Consider the following 23,648-nt stretch of genomic DNA (forward strand, 5'->3'; position numbering starts at 1 on the left):
CGACCGGTTATGGCGGGAGGGCAGCGGGTAGTGATCAGACATGCGCGACAACGAGTACCCGACCCCCCTGTCCGACACCGAGGCGCAGGGGCTGCCCGACACCGCCGATGACGACTCGACCGCCAACGACGACGTCCTCACCGGGCGTGAGGCGGACGGCCCGGACCCGGCCCAACTGCCCGGCGACCGGACGCCGGTGGCGGTGGACCGGTTCGGGACGACCGCCGAGGAGCAACTCGACGGTGAGTCGTTGGACTACAAGCTCGACCGGGAGGTCTACGAGCGCCCGGCGGACGACCCGCTGGCCGGCACCATCGACCCGAAGATCGCCTTCGAGGCGGACAACCTGGAAGCCGCTGCGGAGGCGCAGTTGGACGCCGACGTGATGGATCCCGGGCCGACCTCGGACCCGAACTCACCCGTCTCCCTCTACGACCACGGTCAGCTCGGCACCTCGGCCGACGCCACGGTGGGCCGGCTGGTGCAACCGGACGAGGGGGCGCACACCGATCAGGAGACCGACTCGGTGGCGTACGACGCGGGGTCGGCCGGGGGCGGCGCGAGCGCCGAGGAGCTGGCCATCCACGAGACGGAGCCGCCGCGCTCGGTCTGACTCCGCTCAGTCGTCCAGGCCGCGTTCGATGGCGTACCGGGTCAGCTCGACCCGGTTGTGCAGTTGCAGCTTGCCCAGGGTGTTCTGCACGTGGTTCTGCACCGTGCGGTGCGACAGCCCGAGCCGCTGGGCGATCTGCTTGTACGACATCCCCTTCGCCACCAGCCGCAACACCTCCGTCTCCCGGTCGGTGAGCTGGGGCGTCGCCGGTTCCGCGTCGCCGGCCGGGCCGGTCCCCCGCCCCGGCCCGGCGGCCAGCCGGCGGTACTCGCCGAGAACCAGCCCAGCCAAACCGGGGGTGAAGACCGCGTCGCCGGCCGCCGTGCGGTGGACCGCGTCCAGGAACTCGGCGGGCGCTGTCGACTTGACCAGGTAACCGGTGGCACCGGCCTTGACCGCGTCCAGCACGCTCTGCTGTTCGCCGCTGGCGCTGAGCATCAGCACCCGTACGGCGGGCAGCGCCGCGCGCAGCCCCAGGATCACCTCGACGCCGGAGATGTCCGGCAGTTGCAGGTCGAGGACGACGACGTCGGGCCGGGCGGCGGCAGCCACCCGGATGGCCTGTCGCCCCTCGCCGCTGGTCGCCACCACCAGGAAACCGGCCTCGGTCAGGTCGCGGGCCACGCCCTCCCGCCACATCGGATGGTCGTCGACCACCATCACACGCGTCGGGTTCACCGCGGCGACCTCGGCACGGTCAGCTCGATCTCGGTGCCCGCCTCGGGGACGGACACGATCCGGACCGTCCCGCCCACGTCGGTCACCCGGCCCTGGATCGACTGGGTCACGCCCAGCCGGCCCTGGGCGGCCGCCTCGGCCAGCCGACCGTCCGGGATGCCCGGCCCCTCGTCGCGGATCGACACGGTCACCGTCGCCCCCTCGTCCTCGATCAGCACCCAGGCCCGCCCGCCGGCGTGCCGTCCCACGTTGTCCAGGGCCGCGCCGGTCGCGGCGGCCAACTCGCCGGCCACCCGCCGGGGCAGCGGCACCGGGGTGGCCGGGGCGGAGAGCGCCACCGCCGCCGAGGCGTACCGGCCGAGCAGGGTCCGCAGGTCCACCGCCTCCGGGCCGTCGCCAAGGCTGTCGGCGGCCGGGCTGGCACCGGCGATCAGCGCCCGCAGCGCGGCCTCCTGCTCGCCGGCCAGCCGGGCCAGCTCGCCGGCCTCGCCGGGCAGGTCAGCGCCGCGCCGCTGGACCAGCGCCAGCACCTGGAGCACCGAGTCGTGAATGTCCCGGGCCAGCCGCTCCCGCTCCCGGGTGGCGGCCTCCAACTCCACCGCTTGTTGCAGCCGCTCCTCGGCGCTCGCCGCGAGCCGGGCCACGTGCCCGACCACCACTCCGGCGAGCAGCATCAGGATCACCCCGGTGAACGAGGACTGGCCGATCCGCTCCCGGGTGGCCAGGTCCGCACCGGCGACCAGCAGCGCGGCGACCGTGCCCCGCCGCCGGCCACCGGAGACGGCCCAGGCCAGCACCGGGCCGGCCATCCAGGCCACACCCAGGGTGGGTACGCCGTGGCTGAGCGCCGCCCGTCCGACCACCCACGGGGTGGACAGCACGATGGCCATCACCACCCCGAGATCGGCCAGCAGCAGCGGCCAGCGCCGCCAGGCCGACCGGGCGTAGCCGATCGCGGTCACCCCGGTCCAGGCCATCATCAGCACGATCAGGGCGCCAACGGCGTACGGGTGGGCGTACCGGTCGGCGTCGCGCACCGCGAGCGCGCAGACGTACGCCAGCGAGGCCAGCCGGAAGACGGTGAGCGCACGCCACAGCGGCACCTCGTATCCACCCGGCGGCGACGGCATGGCGGTCAGGATGCCACAACCAGCCCGCCGCGCGGCGAGCAGCGAGTGCGGTTCGGGAAACCCTGACGTACGGTGGAAATGCCGCGAATGACTCCGAGATGCGCCGCCGGGACGGGCCCATGACGAACGCAGATCCGCACGCACCGCGTACGGTTGTGCCCATCGAACCTGCCCTCCTGATCGCCGAAGCCTTCGACCAGGCCCAGGTGACCGAGATTCGACACTCGGTCACCTCCTGTGCGCATGCCTCCGGGCTCAGTGGCCAACGGCTGGACGACTTCGTGCTCGCGATCAACGAATTGATCACCAACGCGGTGCGGCACGGCGGTGGGCGTGGCTGGCTGCGGCTCTGGCAGGAGTCGGGCCTGCTGATCTACGAGGTCGCCGACCACGGGCACGGGATCAGCCCGCAGCGGCTGGGCGACCGCACTCGGCCGACCCCGGACACCGCCGGAGGCTGGGGCCTCTGGCTGGCCCGCGAGCTGACCGACGCGATGGAGGTCGTCACCGGCACCGCCGGCACCACCGTCCGCGTCACCACCGGCCTGAACGACCGCGACCACACCCCACGCTGACCCCGTCTGCGCGCCGACCGCGCGGGTGAGCGGTCAGGCGAACAGGGCGGAGACGGATTCTCCGTTGTGGATTCGGCGCATCGCCTCGGCCAGGGCGGGGGCCACCGACAAGACCTGCAACTTGGGGACCCGCTTGGCGTCCGGAATCGGCACCGTGTTGGTGCAGACGATCTCCAGGACGCCGTCCTGGTCGCTGAGCCGCTGCAACGCGTCGCCGGAGAAGAGGCCGTGTGTGCAGGCGAGCCGGATCGACCGGACCTTCAGACCGCGTAGATGCTCCATCAGCTCGACCACCGTGCTGCCCTTGGCGATCTCGTCGTCCAGCACGATGACGTCCCGGTCGGCCACGTCGCCGATCACCGCGCTGATCTTGACCAGGTCGTCGCTGAACCGCTGCTTCGCCCCCGCCGCGACCGGCGTGCCGAGCAACCGGGCGAAGGCCGCGGCCTCCTTGGCGTTGCCCAGGTCAGGTGAGACGACAACGGTGTTGCTGAGGTCGTAGCGCCGGAAGTGGGTGGCCAACTCCCGCAGCGCGTGCAGGTGATCCACCGGGACGCTGAAGAAACCGTGCACCTGCGGCGAGTGCAGGGTCATCGCGAGCACCCGGTCCGCCCCGGCCGAGGTGAGCAGGTCAGCGACGAGCCGGGCGCCGATCGAGATCCGCGGCGCGTCCTTCTTGTCCGAACGGGCGTACGCGTAGTGCGGCAGCACCACGGTGATCCGGCCGGCGGAGGCACCCCGGGCGGCGTCGATCATCAGCAGCAGCTCGACCAGGTTCTCCTGCACCGGCGGCACCAGCGGCTGGATCAGGAAGACGTCCCGCTCTCGGCAGTTGGCCTGCAACTGGACTTCCAGGCAGTCGTTCGCGAACCGGGAGACCCGCACCGGATGCAGCGGCACCCCCAGGTGAGCGCAGATCTCGGCAGCCAGGTCGGGATGGGCGGTTCCACTGAAAACTGCGATGTCGCGCACGTTCGCACATCGTAGGCGAAGTGGATGGCCGTCGACGGCGGCGGGCCGGAACCCCACCCTGACGTGACGTCTGTCGCACCACGCCGCCCATCCGGGTACGGTGCTGCGGTGACCCCCCAGTACGTCGCCGCCATCGACCAGGGCACCACCTCCTCGCGGTGCATCGTCTTCGACCGGGCCGGGGAGATCGTCGCCGTGGCCCAGCGCGAGCACCGGCAGATCTTCCCTCGACCGGGTTGGGTGGAGCACGACGCCGAGGAGATCTGGGACAACGTCCAGCAGGTGGTCGCCGACGCGCTGCGGGCCGCGGGCACCGACGCGTCCGGGCTCGCCGCCGTCGGCATCACCAACCAGCGGGAGACCACCGTCGTCTGGGACCGGGCCACCGGCCGCCCGGTGGCGAACGCCATCGTCTGGCAGGACACCCGCACCGGGCCGCTGCTGCGCGAGCTGGCTTCGGCGTACGGCGAGGAGCCGTTGCGGGCCCGCACGGGCCTGCCGCTGGCCACCTACTTCGCCGGGCCGAAGCTGCGCTGGCTGCTCGACGAGGTCGACGGCCTGCGCGAGCGCGCCGAGCGCGGCGAGGTGCTCTTCGGCACCATGGACAGCTGGCTGATCTGGAAACTGACCGGCGAGCACGTCACCGACGTGACAAACGCCAGCCGCACCATGCTGATGGACCTCACGACCCTCGACTGGGCGCCGGAGCTGCTGGACGCGATGGGTGTGCCGGCGGCGATGCTGCCGGAGATCCGCTGCTCCGCCGAGGTCTACGGGACGGCCACCGGGGTGCTCGCCGGGGTGCCGGTGGCCAGTGCGCTCGGCGACCAGCAGGCCGCCCTGTTCGGGCAGACCTGCTTCCAGCCGGGCGAGGCGAAGTGCACCTACGGCACCGGCAGCTTCCTGCTGCTCAACACCGGCGCCAGCCCGGTCCCGTCGACGCACGGCCTGCTCACCACGGTCGCCTACCGAATCAAGGACCAACCACCGGCGTACGCCCTCGAAGGCGCGATCGCCGTCACCGGCGCACTGGTGCAGTGGCTGCGCGACAACCTCGGCTTGATCTCCACGGCCGCCGAGGTGGAGGAGTTGGCCCGCACCGTGGACGACAACGGCGGCTGTTACGTGGTGCCGGCGTTCTCGGGGCTGTTCGCCCCGCACTGGCGCAGCGACGCTCGCGGTGTGATCGCCGGCCTGACCGGCTACATCACCAAGGGGCACCTGGCACGTGCGGTGCTGGAGGCGTCGGCGTGGCAGACCCGCGAGGTGGTCGACGCGATGAACGCGGACTCGGATGTGGCGCTGCGCCGACTCCGGGTGGACGGCGGCATGACCGCCAACGGCCTGCTCATGCAGTTCCTCGCGGATGTGCTCGACGTGCCGGTGGTCCGTTCCCGGATCACCGAGACCACCTGCCTGGGCGCCGCCTACGCCGCCGGCCTGGCGGTGGGGTTCTGGCCCGACCTGGCCACCCTGCGCGCACAGTGGCGCTCCGATGCGCAGTGGGAATCCACCATGGCTGCCGAGCTGCGCGAGAGGGAGCTGCGTCAGTGGCGCAAGGCCGTGCAGCGCACGCTCGACTGGGAGGAGTGAGTCATGCCGCAGGTGGTCCTGACGATCCTGGCGGGCCTTGGCCTGGCCGGAATCGCGTACGCCCTCGTCCGGTTCCGGCGCGACCTCGGTCTGCTGCATCGGGGCGTACGGACGCCGGGTGAGGTGGTGGAGCTGCGTCCGGTCACCCGGGGTAACGGTCCCCGCACCTACTACCCCGTGGTGCGGTACCGACTGGCCGACGGTGCCGAGGTGACGGCGACCCCGGGGCGCTTCCGCCAGACCCCGCTCTCGGCCGCGCCCGGGCCGGTCACCGTGGTGTACGAACCCGAGCGGCCGAACCGGATCCTCGTCGAGTCGCCGAGCATCGTGGGAAGGTCCTCGGTGCTGGTCCCGTTCGTCTCGCTGCTCACCGTCAGCCTGACCGTGCTGGTGGTCGGCGTCGGGATCTACGTGAGCCGGAGCTGATCCGCGCTCCACAGTGGTCCCGGCTCCCGGTGGCGGGCCGCGGTGGGTACCGTCGGCCGGTCAGACCGACGACAGCGGGAGGGGCACGATGAGCGGGCCGATCGGCGGCACACCAACTCCGGACGTGATGGCGCAGTTGGCCGCGCGGATGCGGGAGCAGTTGGGCCGCGGCGAGGAACTGCGCGGCCGGTTGACCGGGTTGACCGGTCACGCGGAGAGCGAGAACGGGTTGGTCCGAGTCACCTGCACCGCCGACGACCCGGCCCGGGAACTCCACATCGACCCACGGGCCCTGCGCCTGCCCGCCGCTGAGTTGTCGGAGATCGTCGCGGGGCTCCTGCGTGCGGCGCGGGCCGACCTGGCACGGGCTACCGCCGAGGTGATGCGTGAGTTGGGTGGTCCGGCTGGCCCCGCGGCGGTGCTCCACGACCCGGCGGCGGCGCAGGCGAAGCTGGCGCAGCTAAACGACATGGTCAGCGGGCCGCTCCGGGAGAGCACGGAGATGCTGGAACGGCTGCGGCGCCAGCTGGGGGTCTGACGGGCGCCGGAGCGGGTCAGCGGCCGCGCCGCACCCGCTGCACACCCGCCCGCAGGAAGACGACGGCGAGCCCCACCATGGCGGCCAGCAGGGCCGAGCCCACCAGCAACGGGGCGATGAGCCAGGCCATCAGGCTGATGGTGGCCTGGTCGTCGTTGGCCCAGCCGTCGACCCGGTCCCCGGCGTGCGGGACGCCGCCGCCCACCGGGCCGCTGACCACCCTTCCGTCGGACATGTTCCAGGTGCCCCGGCACCGCTGGGTCCCCTTGGGACCCCCGTTGTCACAGGACTCGACCTGGATGCTCACCCGCTCGGCGCCGATCACATTGCGGCCGAGGCCGACGGGCAGCACCAGGACGACCAGGAGCAGCAGGATCGGCACCAGGACCCGTTGCCAGCGCGGCCGGCGGGCCATCCGGGACGCGTAGCTGTCGGGGGGCGTCGACGCGGAACGTCCGGCTGACATGGGTCGCAGGCTACCAGCGACGGGCACCCCCGCCCATCCATGATCCTGTTAGGCTGTCCGCGCTCCGGCACCATGAACATCGATCGCGTACACGGGGAGAATCGATGATCGAGGTTGACCCGCCGGCGATCCGTGCGCTCGGCGACACGATCGAACGCGAGGTCGGGCCGGCCCTCGACGCCTGCGCCGAGCTGCTGACTGCCGCCCGCGCCATCGAACACAGCAACTTCACCTCGGTGGTGCCGCAGCTCGCGGTCGCCTACGTCGGCGCGATCGAGTTCGTCGAGGAGCAACTGCGCACCAAGCGCGAGCATCTCACCGAGGTCCGGTCCCGGTTGGTTCGCACGGCGGACAACTGGGAGGCCGCGGAGACCGCCAGCACCATCGTCCCCCGCTGACGACGCCGGAGACCGCCATGGCAAACCCTACCTACCCCGCGGCCGCAGCGAAGATCGCAATGGCGGAGATCAGCGTGGCCGCCTCGGTCATCCCCGCCGCCTGGCCGATCGCCCAGATCGTCTACTTCAACCAGTGCGACCCCGAGACGATCATGCGCAAGGGCGGCGACTGGTTGGCCATGTACGACCAGCTCGGCGCCGCCCACGGCAACCTCGACGACGCCATCGCGACCCTGAGCCCAGCCCAGTGGAGCGGCAAGGACCGCGACGCGTTCGGGGCGCACATCAACGCCTACGGCGTCCAGGTCATCGGCACCCAGGTGCTAGCGGCCACCGTGGGCGTCACCATGCTCTGCGTTGGCGGGGTCCTGCTCGCCCTCGTCGTGGCGTACACGGTGGTATCCACGATCCTGTTCGCCTTCGCCACCTTCATCGTGGCGGCCTCGGCGACCGTCGTCGGAGCGCCCGCAGCGGCGTCGCTCGAGGCCTCGGCAGCCTCGTTCGCCGCGTCGGCGCTCAGCTTCCTGAAGGCGATCGAGAAGATGGCCGAGGCGGTCGCCACCGGCGGTGCGGCGGCCATCGCCGGCGCCGCCACGTTCGACGTCAGCACCCACCTGGGCACGGGCGACACCGACGTGCTCAAGGACCTGGTCCAGGCCACCGTCGACGGGCTCGACAACGTGGCCGTCGGGTTCCTGTCCAAGTGGGAGCGCGACTTCGTCGGCTACGGCATCCACAGCGGCGCCCGGCACGCGGTCGGCTCGCCGACCGGACCCGGCTACCTGGTCTACGGAGGCGGCACCCAGGTCGCGCCAGCCGGCACGGACGGCGACGGGGACACCGTCTATGGCACCTCGGGCGTGGTCGACAACCTGTGGTCGCGGTTGTTCGGGAACGACGCCTGGAACCACTGAGGGCCCCAGGCCGGCGCGGTCACTCCCAGCGGTTGCCGGTGAGCTTCTCGTAGACGTCGACGTAGCGAGCCCGGGTCGCCTCGACCACCTCGGCCGGCATGTCCGGGGCCGGGCCCTGCTTGTCCCAGCCGCTGCCGGTGGCCCAGTCCCGCACGTACTGCTTGTCGTAGGAGAACTGCACCCGGCCCGGCTGGTACGACTCGGCCGGCCAGAACCGCGACGAGTCGGAGGTGAGCAGCTCGTCGGCGAGAACCAGCGTGCCGTCTGGTGCCCAGCCCAGCTCGAGCTTGGTGTCGGCGACCAGGATGCCCCGGTCCGCGGCCAGCTCGGCGCCGCGCCGGTAGACGTCGAGGGTGATCTGCCGCAGTCGCTCGGCGGTCGCCGCCCCCACCTTGTCCACCACGTCGTCGTAGGTGATCGGCTCGTCGTGCTCGCCCATCGGGGCCTTGCTCGACGGCGTGAAGATCGGCTCGGGCAGGATCGACGCCTCGCCGAGCCCTCGGGGCAGCGCAATGCCGGAGACCGCCCCGGTCTGCTCGTACTCCCGCAGGCCGCCGCCGGTCAGGTAACCGCGAGCGACGCACTCGACCGGGATCATGTCCAGCCGCTGGCAGCGGATGGCCCGCCCGGCGAACTCGGCCGGCACGTCGGTGGCCGAGATGACGTGGTTCGGCACCAGGTCGGCGAGCTGCTCGAACCACCACAGCGAGAGCGCGGTGAGCAGGCGGCCCTTGTCCGGGATCGGCGTCGGCAGCGCCACGTCGTAGATCGAGATCCGGTCTGAGGCGACCAGGATCAGGTCGTCGCCATCGGCGTAGACGTCCCGGACCTTGCCCGAGTGCAGAAGTTCCACGCGCCCTAGTACACCACGTGACGTCGGACGGCCCGATTCGACCACCCACGCCGTGGGGTGACCGGACGGACGTTGACACCTTCGTGCGCTGCCTGCGTGAATGGTCCGACCGTCGCCCCTGTAGGTCCAGGAGACCCCCGTGCCCGTTGTTCGACCCCCGCTCGACCGCCTCGGCGCCGACCCGGGCCGACGCCGACTGCTCACCGCGCTGCTCGGCGCACCTCTGCTCGCGTCCGGCGGGCTGACGGGGTGCAGCGACGGTGCTGCCACCTCGACCCAGGACGGGCCGGTGGAGCTGTCAGTCTTCTGGTGGGGCGACACCAATCGGGCCGCGCTCACCGAGAAGGCGCTGCGGCTCTACTCGGATCGCAACCCCCGGGTCACCTTCCGGGTCACCTGGCAGGGCGCCGACGGCTACTACGACCGGCTGGCCACCCAGGCGGCTGGCGGCAACGTGCCAGACCTGATCCAGATCGACGACGCCATGCTGACCGAGTACACCCGCCGTCAGGTCATCCTCGACCTCACCGACCGCGTCGCCGACCACCACCTGGATCTTCGGGGCCTGCCCGAGGGTCTGATCCGCTACGGCACGGTGGAGGGCCGGACGATGGCGGTGGCCGCCGGCCAGACCCACGCCGGCGTGGTCTTCAACCGGGACCTGCTGCGGGAGCTGCAGATGCCGGAGCCACGCGCCGGGATGACCTGGCCCGACTACATCTCCTGGGCCGGGCAGGTCACCGAGGCCAGCGACCGCCGGGTGGCCGGCACCATGGACGGGTCCGGCGACTATCGGGCGCTCTGGCTCTGGCTGCGGTCGCAGGGCGGTGAGTTCTACCGGGGCCATGAGCTCGGTTTCGGCGCGGACGAGCTGATCGCGTGGTTCGAGCTGTGGCAGCGGGCCCGCAAGGGACGGGCCACACCGAGCGCGGCCCTGGTCGAGCCGGCAGACAACGGTGATCCGGCCCGGCAACTGGTGGTGACCGGGTCGACCGCCGCGTCCTTCGCCTGGTCGCACCAGCTGCCGGAGCTGCAACGACTCACCGATTCCGAGTTGGGCATCGTCGGCTTCCCCGGCCCGCCGGGGGCTCAGTGGGCGCGGGCGTCGATGTACTGGGCGGCGTTCCGGGGCACCCGTCACCCAGACGCAGTCACCGACGTGATCAACTTCTTGACCACCAATGGTGAGGTCGGCACCGTTCTCGGCCACGAGCGTGGGCTGAACGCTAGTTCCGCCGTCCGCCGCTACACCGAGGGCAGCATCACCGACCCGGCCCAGCGGCGTGCCGCCGCGTTCGGCGCCAGCATCGCCGACCTACTCGGGCCGGCGCCAGCGCCGCCGCCCCAGGGGCACGCGAAGGTACGCACCCTGCTGGTCACCGCCGCCGAGCGCATCCGCGTCAAGCGGGACGGCACCCGCGAGGCCACCGCGCGATTCCTGTCCCAGGCCATCGCGGCCCTCGCGCTCTGAGCACCGGCGGCCGGCCCGGGGCCGGCCGCTGGTGCTGTGTCGCCGCCTTCGGCCTGGTCAGCGCGGCGGGCCGTTCCGACGATTACGCATGAGGCGCAGCACCAGGAACACGACGATCGCGATCACCACCAGGCAGCAGAGCAGCGGGAGAACGCCGAAGCCGCTGCGACCTCGCCGCTTGGCGGCCTCCACCACAAGCTCGCCGGTACCCGTGGACGCCCAGGCCGCGACAGGCACGAAGACCGCCAGTACGACCGCACCGAAGACCGCGCTCAGGCGGCCCCACCACTTACCGAATGAAGACATGTGCCCATCCTCGCCGAAGGGCGCAACCTCGGCACGTCGGTCCACGCCGAATCACGGGACCGAGATCGTCCGGAAGTGCTCCGTCCAGCGCGCAATGCGTTCGCAACATCCCCGCAAACAAGATGATCTTTACATGAACTTCCTGAGGTGGTCGGATTCACTTCATGGTCAACTCTGTAGACAGCGCGTGGATCTCTCGCACCCGAAGATCTGCGGCGGCAGCGGTCGGCGTCACCCTCGTCGCCGCTCTCCTCACCCCCGCGGCAGCTCACGGGGCTCCACCGCCCCCGCCGCCTCCGAAGACACCCGCCGGGACCGGTGACGCGGACCGCACGCCCGTCACGGTCACGCTGATCACCGGCGACAAGGTGACGGTGACCCCGGGCGGCCGGGGCGCCACCCCCACGGTGGACGTCACGCGCGCGCCGGGCGCCACCGGCTCGGTGCGGATCTCCACCCAGGGCGGGGACACCTATGTGTACCCGGACGAGGCGATGCCCTACCTCGCCACCGGCCGACTCGACAAGCAGTTGTTCGACGTCACCCAGCTCATCGCGCAGGGCTACGACGACGCGCGAACGCCGGAACTCCCCCTGATCGTCACCCGTACGGCGGGTTCGGCGAAGCTCAGGACCGGCGCGGCGCTACCCGGCGCGCAGACCACGCTGGAGCTCTCGTCCGTCGATGGTGAGGCGCTCCGCACCCGCCGGTCACAGGCCACCGACTTCTGGTCGGCCCTCACCGACGGTGGACAGTCGTCAACCGGCCGCAGCGCGGCCACCCCGGCACCATCCTTCGCGGCCGGCATCGACAAGGTGTGGCTCGACGCCAAGGCGAAGGCCACCCTCGCCGACACCACCGCGCAGATCGGCGCCCCCGCAGCCTGGGCTTCGGGCGGCACCGGCAAGGGCGTCCGGGTCGCCGTTCTGGACGGAGGGGTGGACACCGAACACCCCGACTTCGCAAACCAGATCGTGGCGTCGCGGAGCTTCATCCCCGGCCAGGACGTCGTCGACCACAACGGGCACGGCACCCACACCGCCTCCACCGTCGCCGGGACAGGCGCCGCCTCCGGCGGCAAGGAGCGGGGCGTCGCCCCCGAGGCCGATCTGGTGATCGGCAAGGTCCTCGACAAGGACGGCAACGGGTCGATCTCGGGAATCGTCGCGGGCATGGAGTGGGCGGCCCGGACCGAACGCGCCAAGGTGATCAACATGAGCCTGGGTGTCAGCGCGTGGCACACCCAGAACGACCCGCTGAGCCAGGCCGTGAACAAGCTGACCGCTGAGACGGGCGCGCTCTTCGTCGTCGCCTCCGGCAACAACGGAAACGACCCGTCCACCCTTGGCGCACCGGGCACCGCGGACGCCGCGCTCACCGTCGGCGCGGTGGACGCCGACGATCACCTGGCCATCTTCTCCAGCGGCGGGCCGCGGCTGAACGACGAGGGCCTCAAGCCCGACCTGACCGCTCCTGGCGTCAACGTGTTGGCGGCCCGCTCCCAGTACGACCCCTTTGCCGAGGGTTACTACGTCGAGAACAGTGGCACCTCGATGGCGGCGCCGCACGTCGCTGGCGCGGCCGCCCTGCTGGTGCAGAAGCACCCGACCTGGACCCCGCAGCAGATCAAAGACGCGCTGATGAGCACCAGCGTCCGTACCCCCGACTACAACGCCTACCAGGCCGGCACCGGTCGGCTGGATGTAGCCGCCGCGTACCACCAGGATCAGGTCATCGCGACTGGGTCGGTCGACGCCGGGCTCGTCAAGTGGGCGTCGGGCACGACTCCCCAGCCGATCAAGCGGAAGATCACCTACACCAACACCACCGCCAAGCCGATCACCCTGGAGCTCTCGGTCGACCGCGGCGCCTACCCCGCACAGACGTTCACAGCGGGCGCCAACCGCGTCACCGTGCCCGCGCGCGGAACCTCGACGGTCGACGTCGTGGTGGACCCGAAGGGCCTTACCCAGGGCCAGCACTCCGCACAGGTCAAGGCACGCTCAGCGGCCGGTGAGGTGCACACCGCCGTCGGGGTCTCCGTCGAGCCCAAGAAGTACGGACTCTCCCTCCGTCTGAAGGACCGTGCCGGCCGACCCGCGAACGGCGAGGTCGAGATCCTCAGCGCCGATGGTGGCTTCCAGTACATGTGGACTCTGAACGGCGAGCTCAACGCCCGGCTGGTTCCCGGCACGTACAGCCTGGTCACCACGGTGGACGTGGAGGGGCGCAACGGTCCGCGCTCGCTCGGCATGGCGATGCTGAGCGCTCCCGAGGTGGAGTTGACGGCCGACCGGGTCGTCACCCTCGACGCGTCGAAGGCCCGCGAGGTGAAGGTGGCTACCGCCCAGCCAACCACGATCGCCAACAGCAGGATCGACGTCCACCGCTCCTTCACCTCGACCGAGCCGTCGCCCAGCGACTCGACCGCCCTGCTCAGCAGGACCTTCCCCAGCGCCGCCTACGACAGCCTCTGGGCGCTGCCCACCGAGAAGGTGAAGAAGGGCAGCTTCATCTTCGCTACCCGGATCCGGGCCAAGCAGACCCCGCTGGAGATCAGCTACGACGGCCGCCGCCTCAGTGAACCACTGCCCCAGCCGGGAACCTCGGCCCTGCCGGACGGCACCACGCGGCTGGACGCCGTCTTCGCCGGCGACGGCGCGAAGGGTGACTACGCCAAGCTGTCCGCACGGGGCAAGGCCGTGGTCGTCCGCAGCAACGACTCGGTGGCCCCCACGGATCAGGCTGCCGCGGCACACGCCGCCGGTGCGGCGATGCTCCTCGTGGTCAGTGCGGAGAACGGCCGCGAGAACGACTGGTACGGCAACCCTGACGTGGTGACGACCGGCCCGATCCCGGTCGCCAGCCTCCTCTCGGACGAGGGCGAGCGGCTGATTCAGAAGATCGCCGCTGCCGGTCGCAAGTCGGTACGGCTGGACGTGGAGGCCCACCCCGCGCCGCGGTACCTCTACGACCTCCTCGACCAGCACCGGGGCCGGGTGCCCAGCGACCCCTCCGCCAAGACCGACCCCCGCGACCTCGCCCGAATCGACCTGACCTTCTCCCCGCCTGCGGGGCACAAGGCAGAGGAGAAGCGGCTGGACTTCCCGCCGTACGCCTACGCGGCCGCACCCGCATTCCCGGCCGAGTTGGTCTCCCCGGGGCCACGGACCGACTGGGTAACCGCCAACAGCGACATCAAGTGGCAGCAGCGGGCCGACATCGAACTCTTGGTGGCCTCGTACACCGAGGTGATGACCTACCAGCCGGGCAGCGTCCAGAGGGATCGCTGGTTCGGGCCCGTGATGCGCCCCCGCATGCTCAAGAACGACAGCCTGGTCCGGGGTGACGTCTGGATGAGCGCCAACATCGGGGGGTACAGCGATGGGGGTGCCGCGCACGGCGGCGCGACCTCGCGGCCGGCGCAGAGCGTCCTCTACCAGGGCAACAAGGAGATCGGCCGGAACGGTGGATTCTTCCCCTGGCTAGATGCGAGCGGTCTGGCAGCGGAGACGCTGCCGTACCGACTGGTCGTCGACACGTCGGGCGTTCCGGAGCTCGGCCCGTACTCGACCGCCACGCGCACCGAGTGGAACTTCACCTCCAAGGCTGCTACTGAGATTCAGACCCTTCCGCTGGTCCAGCTGGACTACGAGACGGAGGTGGACCTCGCCGGTCAGGCGAAGCGCCACAGCGAGTTCTCCATCATGCCCATGGTGGCGGGCAGCGCCGCCGCTCGGGACGCGGTGTCCTCAGTCAAGCTGGAGGTCTCCTACGACGACGGAGCGACCTGGCAGCGGCAGGACGTGAAGGAGAAGAAGGGCGTCTGGCAGGCGTCTCTGAACGCGCCGCACCGGGCGGACTTCGCGTCCATCCGGGTCACCGCCACGCAGCGCAACGGCGGCGGCGTCACCCAGACCATCACCCGGGCCTTCGGCCTCAAGTAGCACAAGCGAGGGGGCCGGTGCCCACGCGGCACCGGCCCCCTCGTGCTCCATTGACCGGGACGGCAGCAAAAAGTCCGGCCCCCACATCGTGGGGGCCGGACTTTTTGTAACTTCAGTTGTAGCGGGGACAGGATTTGAACCTGCGACCTCTGGGTTATGAGCCCAGCGAGCTACCGAGCTGCTCCACCCCGCGTCGCCTGGTAAAGACTAACTCACCCGTTCTGGGCGATGATCACCGGGGTCAGCAACCGCTACGGGCGCCCGCACCCGGCATTGCCAGTGGGTCGAAGAATGCCGAAAGCCCGCCCCCGGAAATCCGGAGACGGGCTTTCTCTCGTAGCGGGGACAGGATTTGAACCTGCGACCTCTGGGTTATGAGCCCAGCGAGCTACCGAGCTGCTCCACCCCGCGTCGACTGGTTAACCGTAGCGTACCGACGCGGGTGACCGCAAAGCGACTCCGATACCGCTGTCGCCAACACCTCTGACCTGGGCCGTTGTCAGTCGAGCCAGTTTTCGATCGCCGCCACCGCCCGGCGACTGTCGGCGTCGACCTGAACGCGATCGGCTGCCGTGTGCTCCCAACCCTGCTCCCAGAGCACCGTCACCACGTCGCCGATCCGGACCGCCCGGACCAGCCGGACCTCGTCCGTGCCCGGTTCACCCATCCCGTCCGGGACCGGGGCTCGCATCTCGAACAGCACCGACTCGTCCCCGTACTCCCCCGAGGCCAGCAGCCGCTGCCGCCACGTCCTGCTGTCGTCGGGCAGCTTCTGGTCGGGACAGTCGCGTACGGCCGTGCGCAGCTCCCGCAACGCGTCGTCGGCTCGGCCCGCCCGGTAGATGGTGATGGTGTGCCGGTAGCTACCGTCCGGCACGTTGCCCTTCGGCGTCTCCGGCAACTTGTAGGCCAGATACCGGCCCCGGCGCTGAACCATTGCCGAGTCGCTGGCAAGACGCGTTCCGCAGAGCGTCGGCAGCGCCGGGCCCGCCCCCTGTGACTCCATCCCGGTCCGGTTCGAGGCGGCCAGCACGAAGAAGGCGCGGTCCGGGATCGAGGTGGGCGGTTGGGGTGCTGCCGGCGTACCGCTCGGGGTGGAACGCGACGGTGTCGCCGCCGGGGGTGTCGATGCCGGGGGTGTCGACGCCGGGGTCGGCGTGGGCGACGGCCGGGCAGTCGCCCCGGTCGGCGCCGGGTCGGGCGAGTCGGCGGGCGGCGGCAGCGGTGCGGAGCCGTCCGCCGGGTACGCCAGCCGGCCACCGACGGCCACCCCGCCCACGAGCAGCGCCACCGCGAGCGTCGAGCCGACGACCCGGGCTCGGGCCCGCCGGTCGGCGAACCGGCGAAGCGACTCGGGCTGCGTCAGCTCATGGCCGTCCGCGACAGTACTGAGCGACCGGTACAGGTCGGAGAGTTCAGCTGACATCGTTCGCCTCCAATTCCGCGGTGTAGAGGTCGGGCAGCAGCGCAGCCAGCCGGGACCGGCCTCGGGACAGCCAGGACTTCACGGTGCCGACCGGGACGTCGGTCTCCCGGGCGATCTCCTCGACCGACATGTCGAAGAGGTAGTGCAGGGCCAGCGCCTGCCGGTGGGCGGCGGGCAACTGCCGGAGCGCGCCGACCAGGAGCACCCCGTCCTCGCTCGGCGCAGGTGCGACCGCCGGTGGTCCGGAACGGCTCAGCACCGTCCGCCAACGGTGCAGACGCCGCCAGCGGTCGGTCGCCAGCCGGGCCACCACGAGCCGCAGCCACGCCTCCGGCGCGGGATGCGACGACAGCCGCCCCCACTGCCGCCAAGCCCGGGTGTACGCCTCCTGCACCAGGTCCTGCGCCTCCCCGTGGTCGCCAGCGACCGCGTAGCCGTACCGCACCATCCGCCGCGCGGTGCTGCGGTAGAAGTCATCGAAGCTCTGCGCGTCCCGCACGGCTGACCCCCCTCGTTCCCACCCCGTCGCAATGAGGACGGTGGAGCAGCGCCGGAGGTTGCGGAGGTAGGCGGTGCTGTCGGTGACGTGACAGATACGCACAGATCAGGACACGGCAAAGCCCCCGCCGTTCGGACCTGGTGTGGTCCGACGACGGGGGCTCGGCGAGGAACTGCCGTGCGGTGGCGGGTCAGCCGCCGGGGCTCGGGCTGACACTCGGCGCACCGGCGGCCTGCTGCGCCTGCTGGAACGCGGTGAGCGCCTCGTCCAACGCCTTCAGCGCGCGGCCGTACCGCTCGAAGTCGCCGGACGTCTGCGCGGCCCGGACCTCGGTGATCGCGGTCTGTACCCGGTCCGCGGCGGCCGCCAGGTCACCGGTCGGCGGTGGGGTGCCAGCGCTCGGGGTCGGCGTCGGCGTCGCCGTCCCCGAAGGCGTGGGCGTGGGCGTCGGCGTCGGCGTCGTCGGGTTGCCCCCGGTGGTCGGCGGCGGCGACGTGCCCTGCCCGGCCTTCTGGCCCTGCTCGACGAGCTGCTTGATGCCGTCGTTGATGTTGTCGGCGAGCGCCACGAAGGAGCCACCGTCACCGTAGGAGAGCAACACCTTCTGCAACAGCGGGTACGCGTCCTGCTGGTTGCTCTTCACGTAGACCGGCTCGACGTAGAGCATCCCGTCGGCGAAGGGCAGCGAGAGCAGGTTGCCGTACTGCACCTGCGCCTGGTTGCTGGAGAGCAGGTTGAGCTGCTGGCGGATGTTGGCGTTGTTGGTCATCTGCTGGTGCACCTGCACCGGGCCGGAGATCCGGGTCTGATCCGGCAACTCCAGCACCTCCAGCCGGGGCTTGCCGTCAACGTACGACCCGGAGATCAGCGCGGCGAGGTTCTGCCGGCCGTTCGGGGTGACCGCCGAGGTGAGCTGGAACCGGGGGCTTTCCTGCCCCGGGAACTGGGTGAACAAGTAGTACGGAGGCTGCTTCTGGCCGCTGTCCGGAGCGTCCGGCACGTTTGGCACCTGCCAGAAGTCCTGAGCGGAGTAGAAGTCGCCCGGGTTGGTCACGTGGAACTTGGTGAGCAGGTTGCGCTGTACCTTGAACATGTCCGCCGGGTAGCGCAGGTGCTCGGTCAGCTCGACCGGGATCTCCGCCTTCGGCAGCACCAGGTCACCACCGAACGCCTTGTTCCACGCCTTGAGCACCGGGTCGGTGTCGTCGTACTCGTACAGCTTCACGGTGCCGTCGTACGCGTCGACGGTGGCCTTCACCGAGTTGCGCATGTAGTTGACGTTCTCCCGGGCCAGCTGGAACGTGCCCCGGTTGGTCAACTCGTCGGTGGTCTCGGTCTGCAGGTTGACCCGCTCGGCGTACGGGTAGCTGGCCGCCGTGGTGTAACCGTCGACGATCCACTGCACCCGACCGTCGACCACCGCCGGGTACGGGTCGCCGTCCAGGGTGAGGAACGGCGCGACCTTCTCCACCCGGTCGCGCGGGTTACGCACGTAGAGCAGCTTGGAGTCCTTGTTGACCGCCTCGGAGAGCAGGAAGTTCGACTCCTGCTCCTTGATGGCGTACAGCAGCCGCCGGGTGAAGGAGCCGATCTCCACGCCGCCCTCACCGGTGTAGGTGTAGGACTCGCCGCCACCCTCACCGACCGGCCGGTCGAACTCGGCCTTCTTGTTCGGGTCGGCCTGACCGACGATGGCGTAGTCGTCGGCGGCCATCCGCTCGCCGTAGTAGATGCGCGGCTGCTTGGCCGGGATCTGCTCGGTCTGCGAGGAGCACGCCTCCTGGGTCTTCTCGCCGAGGAAGCCCGAGACGAAGAACGGCTGCCCGCCACAGACCACCTGGTTGGCCGGGGCGGCCACCAGCCCGTACCCGTGGGTGTAGACGGTGTGCCGGTTGATCCAGGTGTTCTGCTGATCGGTCAGCTCGCCGTAGTTGATCTCCCGGACGCCGACCACGTAGTCGGAGACCTTGCCGTTCACCCCGTAGCGGTCGATGTCCAGCTTGGGGCCGAAGTCGTAGAAGCCACGCACCTGCTGAAGCTGGGTGTACGTCTCGCTTACCAACTGCGGGTCGAGCAGCCGCACGTTCGACACCACCGACGTGTCGGTGGCCAGGTTCCCCGGTGGGGTGAGGTTGTTCGCCGCGTACGGGGTCGTCTCGGTGGCCCCCAACCCGAACGCCGCTCGCGTCGCGTCGATGCTGCGCTGGATGTACGGCGCTTCCTTGTCCTTGGCGCTCGGCTTTACCTCGAAGGTCTGCACCGCCCAGGGGTAGATGCCGCCGATGGCCACCGCGGACACGCCGAGCAGCGCCAGCGAGATCCCCGGCCAGACCAGGTTCCGCATCCAGGCGTTGGAGAACACGATGATCGCGATCGCCACCACGATCGAGATGTACGCCAGGATCTCCTTCGCCGGAAGCAACGCGTTGACGTCGGCGTAGCCGGCGCCGTACAGCTTGGCGCCCTCGTTGTACTCCAGCAGCATGGCCCGCCGGTCCAGCACGTACGCGATCGCCTTCAACAGGACGAAGACAGCGACCAGGCTGCTCAGGTGCGCACGGGCCGCGTTGCTCATCCGGTCCCCGACGCCCTGGAGGCGGACCCCGCCGAAGAGGTAGTGCACCGCCAACGCGCCGATCACGGCCAGCACCACAGCGGTGAAGGCGACCCCGAGCAGGTAACGCCAGAACGGCAGCTGGAAGACGTAGAAGCCGATGTCCACCCCGAACTCCGGGTCCTTGATCCCGAAGTCACCGCCGTTGCGGAAGAGCAGCCACTGGTTCCACCGGTTCTGGGCGGAGAGGCCGGCGAAGAGCCCGACCACCGCGGCGGTCAACGAGATCCAGGTGCCGAGACGCGGGCTGAGCACCATCCGGTAGCGCTCCAGCGTCGCCTGCTCCACCGAGTGTGGACGCAGCCGCGGGCGCAACCGGTAGGCCAGCCACAGGTTGCCGCCGACGATCAGCGCCATGCCGAGACCGATGGCAAGGAAGAGCACCAGCCGGGTGAGCAGGACACCGGTGAAGACCTCGGTGTAGCGGACCTCGTCGAACCAGAGCCAGTCGGTCCACGCCTGGACACCCCACCCGAGCAGGGTGAAGAGCACGAACACCCCGACCAGGACAGCGATGGTGACGCGCCCGCGCCGGCTCATCCTCGGAAGGGGGCTGCTGCTACGCATGACCACTGTTGGCTCCGCACGCTCGATATGATCGGCTCCGACCAGGCACCCAGAGTACGGGGTATTCCTGAGCGTGTCGGGGCACGGTCACACCGGTCAGCAACGCGTCGGCTGACCACCCGCGCGCAGCGTCTCCAGAGCAGTCATCGCCTCGTCCAACGAGCCCACCCGCAGCAACGGCAGATCGGGCTGCGGATTACGGACCGCCTCGGCGCAGTTGTCCGCCGGCACCAGGAAGACCTTGGCCCCGGCGCGCTTGGCGCCGACCAACTTCTGGGCGATCCCGCCGATCGGGCCAACGGCGCCCTCGTCGTCGATGGTGCCCGTGCCGGCGATGATCCGGCCGCCGGTGAGGTCGGCCGGGGTCAACTTGTCCACGATCCCCAGGGCGAACATCAGACCGGCGCTCGGCCCGCCGATGTCACCCAGGTCGATGCCGAGCGTGAACGGGTGCGGCTGCTGCTGGTCGATCTCGACACCGATGCGCGGTCGGCCGTCCTGCTCGCGACTGGTCACCGTCGCGGTGGCCGGCGCGCCGTCCCGGGTGTAGCCGATGGTCAACGCCGTGCCCGCCGGCTTCGCCCGGATCAGCTCGGTGACCCTGGCGGCCACCGGCACCGGCTGGCCGTCGACCGAGGTGATCAGATCGCCGGCCTTCAGTGCCCCGGCCGCCGGACCGTCCCCGGCCACTGTCTTGATCACCACCTGCACCGGAAAGCCCAGCTCCCGCAGCGCGGCGGTCTCCGCGCTGGTCTGCGACGCCTTGAAGTCCTCGGCGTTGCGCTGCTCGACCTGCTCCGTCGACTCACCCGGCGGGTAGACCAGCTCGCGCGGCACCACCGCCTCGTCGTCGGAGAACCAGCCCGCGATCGCCCCACGCAACCGCACCGTGGGCTGCACCCCCACCGTGGTCAACCGCAACTGCCCGGCCGAGGTCGAGGTCTCCCGTCCGGAGACCTGGATGACCTCCTTGCCGTCCTCCGTACCGAGGGTGTTGACCGTCGGGCCCGGGCCCAGCACCACGTACGGGATCGGCACCCGGAGCACCCCGATGCTCAGCAGGGCGGTGAACAGGGCACCGAGCAGGACCGTCAGGCCGCGACGTCTCATGCCGCAGAGCGTACCGACCGGGCCCGGGCCACTCGCCGGATGCGCCACGCGACTTCGCCCTCAGCGCAACGCCAGCAGCGGCGACCTGGGGCGCGGCCCGCGTACCGTAGATGTCGTGCCTGATATTCCGTTCGGTTTCGCGCTCCCGGGTGGGCAGCCACCAGACCCCAACGATCCCGCGCAGATGCAGCAGTTCATGTCGCAGTTGCAGCACCTGCTCTCCGCGCCGGGCAGCGGGCCGGTCAACTGGGACCTGGCCCGGCAGGTAGCAGCCAGCCAGCTCGCGGCCGCCGGTGACCCGGCGGTGTCGATGTACGAGCGCCACGCGGTCGAGGAGGCGCTGCGCCTGGCCGATCTGTGGCTGGAACCCGCCTCGGCGTGGCCCACCGGCATCCAGTCCCCCGTCGCGTGGAACCGCAACGAGTGGATCTTCAAGACGTTGGACGTGTGGCGCAAGCTGTGCGACCCGGTCGCCAGCCGGATGGTCGGCGCGATGGGCGACCTGGTGCCACCGGAGGCGCGCGCCCAGCTCGGGCCGATGCAGTCGATGGTGGCGTCCCTCGGTGGCGCGCTCTTCGGCGGTCAGCTGGGCCAGGCCCTCGGCTCTCTCGCCGCCGAGGTGCTCTCCGCCGGCGACATCGGGCTCCCGCTCGGCCCGGCCGGCACGGCCGCGCTGATCCCCGCCAACATCCGGGCGTACGGCGAGGGCCTGGAGCTGCCCGAGGATGAGGTACGCCTCTACGTGGCGCTGCGCGAGGCCGCCCACCAGCGGCTGTTCCAGCACGTCCCGTGGCTGCGCGGGCACGTGCTCAGCGCGGTCGAGATGTACGCCTCAGGCATCCGGGTCAACCGGGACGCGATCGAGGAGGCGATGGGCCGGGTCGACCCGACCGACCCGGAGTCGATGCAGGCGATCGCCCTGGAGGGCATCTTCACCCCGGAGGACACCCCGGCGCAGAAGGCCTCGCTGGCCCGCCTGGAGACCGCACTCGCCCTGGTCGAGGGCTGGGTGTGCCACGTCGTGGACAACGCCGCCAGCGACCGGCTGCCCAACGTCGTCCGGCTGGGCGAGGCGTTCCGCCGCCGCCGGGCCGCCGGTGGCCCCGCCGAGCAGACCTTCGCCGCGCTTGTCGGTCTGGAACTGCGTCCCCGCCGGCTGCGCGAGGCCGCGGCGCTCTGGGCCGCGCTGACTCAGCACCGTGGCATCGAGGGCCGCGACGCCGTCTGGGGCCACCCGGACCTGCTTCCGTCGGACGACGACTTCGCCGACCCGGTCGCCTTCGCGATGAACGACATGGACCTCAGCGAGCTGGACAGCTTCGACTTCTCTGCCCCCGGTGGGGTGGAGGAGAAGGCCCCCGGCCAGCCCGACGAGACCGACGGTGAGGGCGACGCCAAGTCCTGACGTCTGAGCCTGGGCGGCCTGCGCCCCCGGGTTGTCCGCATGATCGACGGCGGGCGACCCGGGCGGGCGTGCGGCAGGGCTGGCGGTTCAGGCGGGTCGGCCCGAGCCCGAGAGCAGGGCGCGGGTCGCTTCCCAGCCCTCGAAGGCCGGGTCCAGCGTGGCCAGGTCAGCCGGGCCGCGCAGTCGCCGCCAGCCGGCGGTGACCGCCACGTCACCCGGTTGCGGGGCGTTGGCGCGCGCCTGCGCCGGCGTCGCCGTGTCCAGCTCCAGCGTCGGTAGCCAGCCCGGCGCGGGCAGTCGCACCGCGACCCCGAGCAGACCTGGGCCACCACCCTCGACCGGCGCCACCGCGACCGGTCGGGTGGTGAGTGGACGCAGCAGCTTGCCGACGGTCAGCGCGGGCAGGTCAGGCACGTCACCGACCAGCACCGCCGCCTGGTCGTAGCCCTCCAAGGCGGCGAACACGGCGTTCGGCGTCGGCTCGGCCACCTCGTACACCGCTGTGCCGGGCCAGACCAGCGCGTCGGCCAGCGCCCGGTCGGCCGGGGTCACCGCGACCGCGACCTCCACCTCGTTGAGCGTGGCGAGCAGGTCGATGACATCTTCTGCGAGAGCCGCTCGCCACTGCGCCAGGTCCACGCCGGGCGGCGACCAGTGAACCGGCCCGAGCAACGCCACCACTACCCGTCGTGCCATCCCCCGACCCTAGCGCCCCACCCTGTACGGCCCGCCCCACCCCGACCCGGCCCTCACCCAGCCCCACCCGGCTCGGCTCGGCTCGGCCCGACCCAGCCCTACCCGGCCCGGCTCGGCGCGACCCGGCCCGACCCGGCGCGGCTCGGCTCGGCTCGGCCCGACCCAGCCCTACCCGGCGCGGCTCGGCGCGACCCGGCCCTACCCGGCGCGGCTCGGCTCGGCTCGGCTCGACCCGCCGCGACGCGACGCGACGCGACGGCATGATCGACTCGGCTTCCTTGAATTCGCGGTGTCCCCTAGGCCCGGATAGCGCGGTTTTCAGGAAGGCGAGTGGATCTAGGCCGATCACGCGCCTCAGCCGGCCGCCAACACTCGGCGCGGCGCTCGAAGAGGGCGGCGCGGCACCAGAAGAACCCCCACCGCACTGCGCTCGACGGCTCGGGAGGGGGTG

21 protein-coding genes and 2 tRNA genes are annotated in these 23,648 nt (G+C 71.1%); 10 read left to right on the top strand and 13 right to left on the bottom strand.

Translation table 11 applies throughout. The features are described from left to right. Nucleotides 1-40 precede the first annotated feature (40 nt). Nucleotides 41-613: a DUF5709 domain-containing protein gene (locus IF46_RS0122845; RefSeq protein ID WP_030490410.1), complete on the top strand. Its 573-nt coding sequence runs from the start codon at nt 41-43 to the stop codon at nt 611-613. Between the two features lie 6 nt (nt 614-619). Here IF46_RS0122845 and IF46_RS0122850 read toward each other — a convergent pair whose 3' ends face one another. Together IF46_RS0122850 and macS are read right to left on the bottom strand one after the other, a co-directional pair. After that, nucleotides 620-1,273, bottom strand: a complete 654-nt coding sequence (locus tag IF46_RS0122850; protein ID WP_030490411.1) for a response regulator — start codon at nt 1,271-1,273, stop codon at nt 620-622. A 14-nt stretch (nt 1,274-1,287) separates the two neighbouring features. After that, nucleotides 1,288-2,421, bottom strand: coding sequence for a MacS family sensor histidine kinase (macS, locus tag IF46_RS0122855; protein ID WP_030490412.1), 1,134 nt, complete (start codon nt 2,419-2,421; stop codon nt 1,288-1,290). Between the two features lie 119 nt (nt 2,422-2,540). Between macS and IF46_RS0122860 the strand changes: the two genes are divergently transcribed. Continuing rightward, a complete protein-coding gene (locus IF46_RS0122860; protein WP_030490413.1) occupies nt 2,541-2,996 on the top strand; it encodes an ATP-binding protein in 456 nt (151 codons plus the stop codon). Nucleotides 2,997-3,029: 33 nt separating this feature from the next. Here the strand turns inward: IF46_RS0122860 and IF46_RS0122865 are convergent, their stop codons facing one another. Further along, the gene (locus IF46_RS0122865; protein ID WP_030490414.1) at nt 3,030-3,968 is read right to left on the bottom strand and encodes a ribose-phosphate diphosphokinase; all 939 of its coding nucleotides are present in this window, start codon (nt 3,966-3,968) and stop codon (nt 3,030-3,032) included. Between the two features lie 108 nt (nt 3,969-4,076). On the opposite strand from IF46_RS0122865, the gene glpK reads away from it, so the two are divergent. The 3 genes from glpK (at nt 4,077) to IF46_RS33375 (ending at nt 6,525) form a co-directional block, all read left to right on the top strand. After that, nucleotides 4,077-5,561, top strand: coding sequence for a glycerol kinase GlpK (gene glpK / locus IF46_RS0122870; protein WP_030490415.1), 1,485 nt, complete (start codon nt 4,077-4,079; stop codon nt 5,559-5,561). Nucleotides 5,562-5,564: 3 nt separating this feature from the next. Next, nucleotides 5,565-5,987, top strand: a complete 423-nt coding sequence (locus IF46_RS0122875) for a DUF3592 domain-containing protein (RefSeq protein WP_030490416.1) — start codon at nt 5,565-5,567, stop codon at nt 5,985-5,987. Nucleotides 5,988-6,075: 88 nt separating this feature from the next. Then, nucleotides 6,076-6,525 carry a YbaB/EbfC family nucleoid-associated protein gene (locus IF46_RS33375; protein ID WP_084598005.1) on the top strand — a complete coding sequence of 150 codons (450 nt, stop codon included), beginning with the start codon at nt 6,076-6,078 and terminating at the stop codon, nt 6,523-6,525. A gap of 16 nt (nt 6,526-6,541) precedes the next feature. On the opposite strand, the gene IF46_RS0122885 is transcribed toward IF46_RS33375, so the two are convergent. Next, nucleotides 6,542-6,991, bottom strand: a complete 450-nt coding sequence (locus tag IF46_RS0122885; RefSeq protein ID WP_157563360.1) for a hypothetical protein — start codon at nt 6,989-6,991, stop codon at nt 6,542-6,544. A gap of 104 nt (nt 6,992-7,095) precedes the next feature. On the opposite strand from IF46_RS0122885, the gene IF46_RS0122890 reads away from it, so the two are divergent. Together IF46_RS0122890 and IF46_RS0122895 are read left to right on the top strand one after the other, a co-directional pair. Beyond that, nucleotides 7,096-7,389 carry a hypothetical protein gene (locus tag IF46_RS0122890; protein ID WP_030490419.1) on the top strand — a complete coding sequence of 98 codons (294 nt, stop codon included), beginning with the start codon at nt 7,096-7,098 and terminating at the stop codon, nt 7,387-7,389. A 17-nt stretch (nt 7,390-7,406) separates the two neighbouring features. Continuing rightward, entirely contained in the window at nt 7,407-8,303 is an 897-nt protein-coding gene (locus IF46_RS0122895; RefSeq protein WP_157563363.1) for a hypothetical protein, read from the top strand. A gap of 19 nt (nt 8,304-8,322) precedes the next feature. On the opposite strand, the gene IF46_RS0122900 is transcribed toward IF46_RS0122895, so the two are convergent. Continuing rightward, the gene (locus IF46_RS0122900) at nt 8,323-9,156 is read right to left on the bottom strand and encodes a phosphoribosylaminoimidazolesuccinocarboxamide synthase (RefSeq protein WP_030490421.1); all 834 of its coding nucleotides are present in this window, start codon (nt 9,154-9,156) and stop codon (nt 8,323-8,325) included. A 139-nt stretch (nt 9,157-9,295) separates the two neighbouring features. On the opposite strand from IF46_RS0122900, the gene IF46_RS0122905 reads away from it, so the two are divergent. Continuing rightward, nucleotides 9,296-10,627, top strand: coding sequence for an ABC transporter substrate-binding protein (locus IF46_RS0122905; RefSeq protein WP_030490422.1), 1,332 nt, complete (start codon nt 9,296-9,298; stop codon nt 10,625-10,627). A gap of 57 nt (nt 10,628-10,684) precedes the next feature. On the opposite strand, the gene IF46_RS0122910 is transcribed toward IF46_RS0122905, so the two are convergent. Beyond that, complete coding sequence (locus IF46_RS0122910; protein ID WP_030490423.1) at nt 10,685-10,933, bottom strand: hypothetical protein; 249 nt, start codon at nt 10,931-10,933, stop codon at nt 10,685-10,687. A 164-nt stretch (nt 10,934-11,097) separates the two neighbouring features. On the opposite strand from IF46_RS0122910, the gene IF46_RS0122915 reads away from it, so the two are divergent. Continuing rightward, nucleotides 11,098-14,880 (top strand): S8 family serine peptidase, encoded by a 3,783-nt coding sequence (locus IF46_RS0122915; RefSeq protein ID WP_084598006.1) that lies wholly within the window; start codon nt 11,098-11,100, stop codon nt 14,878-14,880. Between the two features lie 119 nt (nt 14,881-14,999). On the opposite strand, the gene IF46_RS0122920 is transcribed toward IF46_RS0122915, so the two are convergent. The 6 genes from IF46_RS0122920 to IF46_RS0122945 form a co-directional block, all read right to left on the bottom strand. Further along, nucleotides 15,000-15,073 (bottom strand) — tRNA-Met (locus IF46_RS0122920). 144 nt (nt 15,074-15,217) lie between these two features. Further along, nucleotides 15,218-15,291: transfer RNA gene (locus IF46_RS0122925), tRNA-Met, on the bottom strand. A gap of 88 nt (nt 15,292-15,379) precedes the next feature. Then, nucleotides 15,380-16,306, bottom strand: coding sequence for a hypothetical protein (locus IF46_RS0122930; RefSeq protein WP_030490425.1), 927 nt, complete (start codon nt 16,304-16,306; stop codon nt 15,380-15,382). After that, nucleotides 16,296-16,805: a SigE family RNA polymerase sigma factor gene (locus IF46_RS0122935; protein ID WP_030490426.1), complete on the bottom strand. Its 510-nt coding sequence runs from the start codon at nt 16,803-16,805 to the stop codon at nt 16,296-16,298. The genes IF46_RS0122930 and IF46_RS0122935 overlap by 11 nt, the downstream gene beginning before the upstream one ends. Before the next feature lie 190 nt (nt 16,806-16,995). After that, entirely contained in the window at nt 16,996-19,986 is a 2,991-nt protein-coding gene (locus IF46_RS0122940; protein ID WP_084598013.1) for a UPF0182 family protein, read from the bottom strand. A 96-nt stretch (nt 19,987-20,082) separates the two neighbouring features. Continuing rightward, nucleotides 20,083-21,096: a PDZ domain-containing protein gene (locus IF46_RS0122945; protein ID WP_030490428.1), complete on the bottom strand. Its 1,014-nt coding sequence runs from the start codon at nt 21,094-21,096 to the stop codon at nt 20,083-20,085. 184 nt (nt 21,097-21,280) lie between these two features. On the opposite strand from IF46_RS0122945, the gene IF46_RS0122950 reads away from it, so the two are divergent. Next, nucleotides 21,281-22,501, top strand: coding sequence for a zinc-dependent metalloprotease (locus IF46_RS0122950; protein WP_051724091.1), 1,221 nt, complete (start codon nt 21,281-21,283; stop codon nt 22,499-22,501). Nucleotides 22,502-22,588: 87 nt separating this feature from the next. Here the strand turns inward: IF46_RS0122950 and IF46_RS0122955 are convergent, their stop codons facing one another. Further along, nucleotides 22,589-23,197, bottom strand: a complete 609-nt coding sequence (locus IF46_RS0122955) for a hypothetical protein (protein ID WP_030490430.1) — start codon at nt 23,195-23,197, stop codon at nt 22,589-22,591. Nucleotides 23,198-23,648 lie beyond the last annotated feature (451 nt).

This window comes from Micromonospora chokoriensis, from assembly GCF_000718555.1.
Taxonomy (GTDB): domain Bacteria; phylum Actinomycetota; class Actinomycetes; order Mycobacteriales; family Micromonosporaceae; genus Micromonospora; species Micromonospora chokoriensis_B.